Genomic DNA, 8,936 nt, shown 5'->3' with positions numbered 1-8,936 from the left:
GCTGCCAACTCCCGTGCCGGGCAAGCCCGGAGGCCCCTCCAGGGGCTCCACCCGCAGACGGCGGGTGGCCGTGATCGGCTCTGTGTTCGCCGCGGTGGTCGCCATAGGGCTCGCGGCCTGGCAGGCGGACGCCCTCCTCGGCGGCGGATCCGGCTCTGACTCGGGATCCTCGTCATCGGGCTCCTCGCCGAGCTACGGCACTCCGACGCCGCTCGACAGCCCGTCCTCGCCCGCCGACACCCCGACGCCGCTCGACAGCCCCGCGTCACCGGTCGACACCCCGACTCCGCCCGCCAGCACCCCACCCGACGAGAGCCCGTCCGCGCCTGCCGAGAGCGCCACCGACCTGTCGGGCCGGTGGAACGGCAGTTACGTCTGCAACCAGGGGATCACCGGACTGGTGCTCACCATCGAGGAGCATGACGACGGCACTGTGGACGCCGTGTTCGCGTTCTATCCGGCGCCCTCCAACCCGCAGGTGCCGCGCGGCTCGTTCGCGATGGCGGGCACCGTCCAGAACGGTGTGCTGACCCTGCGGGCCACGCAGTGGATCAACCAGCCGCCGAACTACCTGGCGGTCGATCTCCAGGGCTCCTACGACACGCTGACGCCGGACCACCTGGACGGCCGGGTCTACGGCCCGAACTGTACGACGTTCTCGGCGGACCGTTCCTGAGCTGCCGCGTGCACTCCGGTACGTAACCCGTCGGCATTCGACGGGCGGCGCCGACCGAGACGTACCGGACCCCCGGGGGCCTGGACGCACCCCGAGATGCGCGGCGCGGGGTGGCGCGCGGCCGCGCCCCACCCACCCACTCACCGCGCCGCCCACCCTCGCGCCTGTCCTGCGCCCCCACCCCAGGTCCGGTACGGCAGAGAGGCGGGTGGGGTTCGGCAGAGCCTGCGTGCCCAACTCCCGTTCACGAGTGGAGGATTGACGGAGACCTCGGGAGACTGCTTCACTGATGCGGCAGTGGCTGAGCCACTCACCCACCGATCGTGGTCCTGGAGATACTTCGTGGCTGTCGAAGGCATTCCTCGCACATCGGTGGATGGTCTGACGGCGGAGCTTCTCGACCGGCTCCGCCCGGGCCGCGGCCCGCCCCGTTCCTCCTCCGGTCATAGGGACGAACAGGGTGCGATTTGTCATGAGCAGGGCGAACCGGCTCCGGCTCTCACGAGGATCCGACCCGGATCACAGCGAGCGCCCGCGCGCGGGCCGGAGCACCACATCGGCGACATCTGATGCGGCAACACCGACAGACGGAGATCACGATGAGCAGAGCAAGCAGGAGACGCAGAGCACTGATCGGCGCGATGCTGTGCGCCGTCGTCATGGGCACGGCCCAGCCCGCCGTCGCCTCGGCAAAGGCAGACAGTGGCCCCCGGCCCACAGCCTCGGCGCAGTCCACGGTCCATGGCGTGGAGGAGGCGATCGCCCGTTCACTCGCCTCTTCGCTCACGCACTCCGATTGGCGCGGGCAGGTGCGGGCGGCCACGCTCTCCGCGGATGAGGCGGATCTGCAGGCGCTGACCGACAAGGCCGGCAACCTTGCGGGGAGCCGACTGCGGTCGTCGATGTCCCATGCGAACCGGCGGGTCGCGGCTCTCAAGGGGCTACCCGCGTCGATCGGGTCGCTGCTGCGGATACGCCTCGGTGCGCCCTCCATGCGCGCACGTCTGACCGACGACGTAACCCCCTGGGTCGCGGTCGCCGCCTCCGACGAGCATGCCAGGACGATCACGGCCTACGACAGCCGAGGCCGCCGCCACTCCGTGGATGCGACACGCGTACCCCAATTCCCCCTGTACGTCCTGGACATCGATGCCGCCAAGGCGCACAAGGCAGGCCTCCGAGTGCTCCGCGAGCAACTCGCCGACAGCGGTCTCAGCACACCCGCGTCCAAGCCCGAGCACGCCGCCGACACGGCGGGCTGGTGGGCCACCAAGGTCACAGCGGTCGAGGTGAACGATGACCAGGAGCCCTGGTTCAAGGGCGCGGCCGAGATGTTCTCGCTGGTGACCGGCTTCGGACAGGACGGCAAGGCGCGCGTCGACTCCGTCGACATGCCGTACCTGGACTACGACGGCACGGTGTACTACCCCAACCAGATCCTGGTCAACTGGTCGAACTACAAGTACAACCTGGCAGACGTCGTCATGATGGAGGACGACGACGGCACCAACTACAAGTCGCTCGCCCAGGCCCTCACCACCGCCCTGCTCACCGTCACCGACCAGGGCACCTACATCCCGCTGGTGAACGCGGTGCTGTCGGCGATGCCCGACTCCTGGTTCACCGACGACCCGGACTACGTCGAGTCGTGGTACACCCTGGCCAGGAACTCCACCGGCCGCCTCAACGGGGCCGCGGGCAACGGCTGGATGACCGTCGAACCCTACTTCGTCGAACAGTTCTGATTCGCCGGCGTGGTGCCGTGCCGGACAAGGACGATCACCGCCGCACCGTGATCGGCTCGGCACACGTCATGGTTACCGCCGAGCGGCCCGCCGGAGGTTCACACGAGGCCGGCGAGGGGAGCGCTCGGCTGCCAGGTGACGGGCATGGCGACGTCGACGCCGTCGCGGTCGGCCAGTGGCAGCAAGCGACGCATCGTGACCTCGAGGTCGTCCATGAAGTAGGGCAGGGGCCGCAGGGGCCGGTGGAGGCCGACGAAGAAGTCGTCCCAGTGGACGAGGACGACGCGGCGGGCCCCGGTCGCGACCACGACCTCGTCCCAGTAGGCGCGCAGGAATTCGGGGGGCTGCTTGCCCAGACTGCCGATACCCAGATACACGACATCGGCGTGCCAGCCCCGCAGGGCACCGGGCCGGAAGTTGGCACTGGCGTGCAGCAGTACCCGGCCTGCCGGATGAGCAACGAGCACGCTGTAGGCGGTGCCGGTCTTCCAAGCGCGGGCGCGGGCGGGCGGAACGAGGGGTCCGTCGACGGTGCCGGGACAGTGGTCGCCGGGGCTGTGCACGGAGTCCACGAACGTCAGGTCGAAACGGCCGTACGAGACCGTGTTCCCGTCCGCGACCACGCGCAAGGACGACTCCGGCACTCCCATGCCCCGGCCGATGTTCGCGGTGGACTGCGAGCCGACCAGTTCCGCGCCGGTCTCCAGCACCCACACCGGCGCGTCCAGGGCGTGATCGTAGTGGGAATGAGCGCAGACCACCGCAGCCAGATTCCTCACCCGCAGCCGGTCGACGGCGGCACGGACGAGGGAACGGTCGGGCGCGATCCTGCCCACGGCCACCCGCAGCAGCCCGGGCCTGGTGACGAACCCGTCAGTGAGCAGTGAGGTCTCCCCGTCCGAGAACAGCACGGAGCTGGTCCCCAGGAAGTGGGCGACCAGCCCGTCGTGAGGCACCGCGGCGGGCTGTTCGTACGGCAGGAAGGAGCGCAGACTCGGACGGCCGACGGGCATTCTCATGGGGTCATCCTGAGCCATCCGGTGGCACCGGGTCGATCCGGAGATGGTGGTTGGCGGCCGGGACTCCGTGGGAGGATGACGGCATGCAGACCCCAAGGAGCGATGCCGCGTAAGCGGCCGAAGGAGCTGCGAGCCGATCGCTGGCAGCCCAGACGAGGTGTTCCGGTTCGCCGGATCCGGGAAGTGTCCGCGGCGACCCGGGTCGCGATCCGGAAGGTGGAGGACGCGCGGCTTCGGCCAGGTGCCGTGGCCGCTGCCGTGGCGGAGTGCCGGCGGTATCTGCGAGAGCCGGGCCGTGTGCTTCCGCAGCCGTGGACGGGGTGCGACTGCTGCGATCCTCTGGTGGCGCGTGACACCCTGGAGGATGTGCTGCTGTGGCTCCCGCGTGGTGCCCGGGCGGATTTCGGAAAGCTCGTAGCCAGGATGGATGCCGAGTTCGATCGCCGCTTCCACTCCTGGAGCGGCCATGTTGCGTCGCCGCATTCGTGGGGGGCGTGCGGGTGGTGGCGTCGCCGGATGACCGAATGACCGGGACTGCGACCACGACGTGTCTACGCTGCGGTTCATGTCCATCGGCGCAGGACCTGACAGCCCCGGTTCGAGCGGGCGCGGCCTGCCCGTCGAGATCGTCGACGCGTGCCTGCGCGGCGGAGGCGGCGGGAGCCCCACCGCGGTCCTCCGCGGGGTGCCTGCGAGCGAGGCGGAGCGCCGCCGCGTACCCGTCCTTCTGGGCACGTCTCACGCCGTGTTCGTGTGCGACGAGGGCCGCGAGGACGGCCTGCCCGTGGTGTCCCTGCACTTCGCCACCGTCGAGGGGGACCTGGCCGCGTGCGGCCACGGTACGGTGGCCGCGCTCACGGTCCTTGCCGAACGTGCGGGCGCACGATCGTTTCAGGCTGTGTTGCGCGTCGCCGGGACGACGTTCACGGGCCGCGCCGTACGCAACCACGACGGACTCGTGGAGGCCCGGTTCGAGACGGACTCCATCGCACTACGCGCCGCGACCCCCGCCGAACGGAATTCCGTCCTGCCCGCCATGGGCCTCGCACCGGGCGCGGTCGGCGAGGCGTGCGTCGCCACACTGGGGCGGCCGCGAATGCTCCTGTCAGTAGCCTCTCGCCTCGAGCTCGCCGCTCTCGTCCCCGACCTGGACCGGCTCCGTGACGCGTGCGACCGGATCGGCCTGTTGGGCTGCTACGTCTACTGCGAACCGAACGCCGACGGCCACGCCGCCGCCCGCCTGTTCGCCCCCTCCATCGGCGTTCCGGAGGACATCGCGAACGCCAACAGCACGGCCTGCCTCGCGGCCCGCCTGGCGCACCGGGGCATCACCAGCATCACGGTGGACATGGGCGACTCGCTCGGCCACCCGGCGACGATCACAGCAGGCAGGACGTCGACCCCGACTGGCCCGCTCGTCCATGTCGGCGGCACGGCACGGATCGTTCGCAGGCTCACCCTCAATGGTGGGGAAAAGGGTTCGGCGGGCTGATGACCGTGCTGGTGGTTTGCGGTCGACCGTGATCCCGGCCGAGGAGGTGAGACCCATGAACGCTGTATTCGTACGGGTGCTCCCTCTTGTTCTCGCGGTCGGGCGATTGACGTAGGTGTCGCCGGGAGTGCTCCGGCAAGAACGCACTCCCGAAAGGCAACACCCCTTGCAATCGGTGCAGTTCACTGCGGAGACGTCGTCGAACGGCGTCGTCGAACACGACTTCACCGTGGGCGATGTCCCCGGCGTGCTCTGGTCGCCCGTGTCCGGGCCCGATCGCGCGCCCCTGGTGCTGATGGGCCATGGTGGCGGCACGCACAAGAGATGGCCGGCGACGACGGGCCGCGCACACCTGCTCGTGACCGGCTGCGGGTTCCACGTCGCCTGCATCGATGCGCCCGGTCACGGCGACCGGCCGCGCACGGCGCACGACGAACGGGAGATCGCCGTGCTGCTGCAGACGCGGGCGGCGGGCGAGCCGGAAGGCCCCATCGTCGTACGCTACAACGCCCACCTGGCGGAGCGCGCCGTGCCCGAGTGGCAGGCGACCCTGGACGCCCTCCAGGAACTTCCGGAGATCGGCGCCGAAGGACCCGTCGGCTACTTCGGCCTGAACATGGGCACCGCGATCGGGGTGCCGCTGACGGCGGCCGACCCCAGGATCACCGCCGCCGTCTTCGGACCCCACTGGCCCGATGCCCTGGCCGGGACGGCACGGCAGATCGGCGTCCCCGTTGAATGCGTGCTCCAGTGGGACGACGAACACATCCCGCGCGAGTCCGGTCTGGCGCTGTTCGACGCCTTCGCCTCGAAGGAGAAGACGCTGCACGTCAACGCAGGCAGGCACAAAAAGCTGCCCAGGTCCGAGGCGGACGGCGCGGCCCGGTTCTTCGCCCGGCACCTCGGCCGAGCGGCCACGGCCACGGCCTGACGCGCCCCGTGCCGCTCAGGGCCGGTGAAGCCGAATCGCGGGCGCTGGGCAGCCGGTTGTTCACGAGGAACGGTAGATCCCCTCTGGATCCTCGTGGGCCCATGCCGCGCACTCCTCGAAGCCCACGTTGCCGATGCTCGGGTTCGCGTGGACGTCGTGGACCCCTGCGGGGATGGTGCGGAACTCGCGACCGGACTCGGTACTCGCGACCGGACGCGGTCAGCTGTGCGTAGTCCTCGTCGTCCAGGCACTCGTCCCGCGTCAGGGTGGTGACCGCCAGCAGTGCGTGGCTGGCTGTCTGCGTGGCGGTCCGGTCGGCGAGGAACACAGTGGCGAGGTCCTCGTCGGCTCTCCCGGTCACTTCAGTGCACGCAGTGCCGCCGCGGCCTCCGCGATGCAGGTGGTGAGGCCGGGCGGCTCCTCCGTCGAGACCCAGCGTGTGAACGCGACATGAAACACCGTCACCGCCATGTGGGCGGCAAGGCCGGCGGCGGGCTCGGTCACGCCTCGCTTGCCGAGCGCTTCGGCCGTCGTGTCCGTCATCGCCGCCAGTTTCAGCAACTCACGCTCGTGCAGGCTGGGGTTGGCCGCGATGATGCCGGATCGGCGAACGGCGTGGTCGCGACGGTCCGCCAGCAGGCCGCCAGCCGCGACCATCCCGGCCAGCGCCGCGTCCAGCGGTGAGAGGTCGACCGGCGCGGCCAGGATCGCGTCGCAGGCGGTCCGCTGCATGGTCGCGGAGCCGTCGAAGAGGACCTCGCGCTTGTCGGTGAAGTGCCGGAAGAAGGTGCGTTCCGTGACACCGGCGTTCTTGGCGATGTCACCCGCGGTGGTCTGCTCGAAGCCGCGCTCGGCGAAGAGTTCCAACGCGGAGCGGATCATCCGCCCCCGTGCATCCGGCTCCCAGCGACCCATGGCGAGAAGTGTAGCGATGACAGTCACTGACATGAAGTGGTAGCGTTGATGTCAGTAACTGACATGCCTGTGGAAGGATGCCTGCCATGCGTGTTTTCGTCACCGGTGCCTCCGGCTGGATCGGCTCGGCCGTCACCGACGAACTCCTCGCCGACGGTCACGAGGTCGTCGGCCTTGCCCGTACCGATGAGGCGGCCGCCGCGCTCGAGGCGAAAGGTGCCCTCGCCCACCGCGGAGGCCTCGACGACCTCGACAGCCTTTCCTCGGCGGCCGCGACTGCCGACGGCGTCATCCACCTCGCCTTCAAGCACGACTTCTCCGACTTCGCCGGCGCCGGCCGCAGTGAGCGCGCCGCCGTGCAGCGGATGCTCGACACGCTCAAGGGGAGCGGCCGGCCGTTCCTGCTCGCCTCGGGCCTGGCATCAGGAGTCACCGGGCGGCCGTTGACCGAGCACGACGCGTCGCCTCACCACGGTGCCGACTCGATGCGCGGCGGCAGTGAGAACCTCGCCCTGTCCTACGCCGAGCACGGCGTCCGCCCAGTGGCCCTGCGCTTCTCACCGACCGTGCACGGCATGGGCGACCACGGGTTCACCGCCACACTGACGAAGATCGCCAAGGAACGCGGGGCAGCCGGCTGCATCGGTGACGGCTCGACCCGCTGGGCGGCAGTGCACCGCTCCGACGCCGCGCGGATGGTCCGGCTCGCGCTGGAGAAGGCCCCGGCGGGTTCCCGCATGCATGCGGTGGCCGAGACCGGCATTCCCACCCGTGACATCGCCGCCGCCATCGGCGGCTACCTGGGCCTGCCGACGGTGTCGGTCGCGCCGGAGGACGCAGAGGCCCACTTCGGCTGGATCGGACGCTTCTTCGGCATGGACGTCGCCGCGTCGAGCGCTCGTACCCGGGAACTGCTCGGCTGGACGCCGACGGGGCCCACGCTCCTGGACGACATCGCCGCGGGGGCCTACGCGCTGCCGGGATGATCGCAGGGTCGGCTCGGGCGGACCTGGGGCCACTCCGGACCGACCCCGACCTCCCATGCCCGCCCGAGGCTCGGGCGGGGCTCGGGCGCGGCTCCGCGCGCCACACGGGCCACCGCTGCGTCGGGCCGCAGCGGACGCGCTGAAGGAGGCGGGCGCGACCAGAATTCCGCCGGTGACCGGGCAGGGCGTGAACCTCGACGCGGTGCAGCGGATCGTCGCGGGTGAGCGGTACATGGCCGGGTACAAGCCGGTCCGGGGAGAGGCCGCCCACGCCGCGGAGATCGCGGTGAACAAGCTCCGGGACCGGGACGACGAATTCGACGCGCTCACGCATGACAGGGTCGGCAGCCCGGCACGGAGACACGGCGTCAGGCAGACGATGCGCGGACGGGGTCGACCGTCCGGCGGACGCGCCGCGACCTGTGCTGTGGACCGCGCGGTGACCGGATCGAGGCAGCCCGGCCGGCTCGGAGCGCCCTGTCTGCCGGTCTCACCATGGCAAACGTGCCGTGACCGCGAGTCCGGCCAGGTGGCAGTGCTGCCCCGGCCGGTTGGCCGGGCGGTTCCGGACACCCGCCGGGTGTTCCAGGGGGAGGCTTCCACCGACTCTGGAGCACATGAGTCAACGACATGGCGTCGGACGCACCGGCCCGCGATCGCCTTCAGCGGCCGTCCGGTGACCTACCGTGTCGGGCACGCCCGCGCTCTCAGGACCCGGGGCCCCGACGCCATGGCGGACTCCGTTGCCCGCCGATGAAGTAGCCGTAGCGTGATCCCACCATCGGGGTCATGCCGGGCCAGGAAGGAGATCCGTCTCATGACGATCCGCCTGACGTTCATGTCTGCGCCCGGCGCCGACCCCACTCGGCGATCGGTCCTCGGTGACGCTCCCCTCAGTGAGCGCGACCTCCGTGAGGTGGCCGCCGCGCGAGCCGCGCTCCCCCTCCACGAGATGGCCATCAGGGCGCCGTCGATCCGCTGCTCGCAGACCGCTGAGGCCCTCGGCCTGGCGGCGGTGCCCGAGCCGGCGCTGCGCGACCTCGACCTGGGCAGGTGGCGTGGCCGCAGAGTCGACGAAGTCACGGCAACCGATCCCCATGGGTTCACCGCCTGGCTCACCGACCCGGATGCCGTACCACACGAAGGTGAGTCCGTAAGTACTCGCTGTCGCC

At 70.6% G+C, this 8,936-nt stretch carries 8 protein-coding genes and 1 pseudogene; 6 read left to right on the top strand and 3 right to left on the bottom strand.

Annotated features, from left to right (window positions below; genetic code table 11):
- Together ACFW2E_RS33705 and ACFW2E_RS33700 are read left to right on the top strand one after the other, a co-directional pair.
- A pseudogene (locus tag ACFW2E_RS33705) lies at window positions 1–676 on the top strand (hypothetical protein); the annotation flags it as partial.
- 599 nt (window positions 677–1,275) lie between these two features.
- Window positions 1,276–2,421, top strand: a complete 1,146-nt coding sequence (locus tag ACFW2E_RS33700; protein WP_384471761.1) for a DUF3103 family protein — start codon at window positions 1,276–1,278, stop codon at window positions 2,419–2,421.
- 98 nt (window positions 2,422–2,519) lie between these two features.
- Here ACFW2E_RS33700 and ACFW2E_RS33695 read toward each other — a convergent pair whose 3' ends face one another.
- On the bottom strand, window positions 2,520–3,440 hold the full coding sequence (locus ACFW2E_RS33695) for an MBL fold metallo-hydrolase (protein WP_384471758.1): 921 nt from the start codon (window positions 3,438–3,440) through the stop codon (window positions 2,520–2,522).
- A gap of 565 nt (window positions 3,441–4,005) precedes the next feature.
- Here ACFW2E_RS33695 and ACFW2E_RS33690 point away from each other — a divergent pair.
- Together ACFW2E_RS33690 and ACFW2E_RS33685 are read left to right on the top strand one after the other, a co-directional pair.
- The gene (locus ACFW2E_RS33690; protein ID WP_384471755.1) at window positions 4,006–4,932 is read left to right on the top strand and encodes a PhzF family phenazine biosynthesis protein; all 927 of its coding nucleotides are present in this window, start codon (window positions 4,006–4,008) and stop codon (window positions 4,930–4,932) included.
- A 166-nt stretch (window positions 4,933–5,098) separates the two neighbouring features.
- The gene (locus ACFW2E_RS33685; protein WP_384471752.1) at window positions 5,099–5,863 is read left to right on the top strand and encodes an alpha/beta hydrolase; all 765 of its coding nucleotides are present in this window, start codon (window positions 5,099–5,101) and stop codon (window positions 5,861–5,863) included.
- A 60-nt stretch (window positions 5,864–5,923) separates the two neighbouring features.
- Here ACFW2E_RS33685 and ACFW2E_RS33680 read toward each other — a convergent pair whose 3' ends face one another.
- Window positions 5,924–6,037 (bottom strand): hypothetical protein, encoded by a 114-nt coding sequence (locus ACFW2E_RS33680; RefSeq protein WP_384471764.1) that lies wholly within the window; start codon window positions 6,035–6,037, stop codon window positions 5,924–5,926.
- A gap of 183 nt (window positions 6,038–6,220) precedes the next feature.
- Window positions 6,221–6,778, bottom strand: a complete 558-nt coding sequence (locus ACFW2E_RS33675) for a TetR family transcriptional regulator (protein ID WP_384471750.1) — start codon at window positions 6,776–6,778, stop codon at window positions 6,221–6,223.
- A gap of 86 nt (window positions 6,779–6,864) precedes the next feature.
- On the opposite strand from ACFW2E_RS33675, the gene ACFW2E_RS33670 reads away from it, so the two are divergent.
- Window positions 6,865–7,764 (top strand): SDR family oxidoreductase, encoded by a 900-nt coding sequence (locus tag ACFW2E_RS33670; RefSeq protein WP_384471747.1) that lies wholly within the window; start codon window positions 6,865–6,867, stop codon window positions 7,762–7,764.
- An 817-nt stretch (window positions 7,765–8,581) separates the two neighbouring features.
- Window positions 8,582–8,936: histidine phosphatase family protein (locus tag ACFW2E_RS33665; RefSeq protein ID WP_384471744.1), on the top strand; the 355-nt coding region annotated here is incomplete at its 3' end.

It is taken from the genome of Streptomyces sp. NPDC058964 (genome assembly GCF_042741275.1).
Lineage (GTDB): Bacteria > Actinomycetota > Actinomycetes > Streptomycetales > Streptomycetaceae > Streptomyces.
This window is presented reverse-complemented; position numbering and strand designations above follow the sequence as displayed.

Bases quoted from the DNA above. Each gene is read 5' to 3' on its own strand.
- ACFW2E_RS33700 (WP_384471761.1), top strand. From the start codon at position 1,276: ATGAGCAGAGCAAGCAGGAGACGCAGAGCACTGATCGGCGCGATGCTG.
- ACFW2E_RS33695 (WP_384471758.1), bottom strand. From the start codon at position 3,440: ATGAGAATGCCCGTCGGCCGTCCGAGTCTGCGCTCCTTCCTGCCGTAC.
- ACFW2E_RS33690 (WP_384471755.1), top strand. From the start codon at position 4,006: ATGTCCATCGGCGCAGGACCTGACAGCCCCGGTTCGAGCGGGCGCGGC.
- ACFW2E_RS33675 (WP_384471750.1), bottom strand. From the start codon at position 6,778: ATGGGTCGCTGGGAGCCGGATGCACGGGGGCGGATGATCCGCTCCGCG.
- ACFW2E_RS33670 (WP_384471747.1), top strand. From the start codon at position 6,865: ATGCGTGTTTTCGTCACCGGTGCCTCCGGCTGGATCGGCTCGGCCGTC.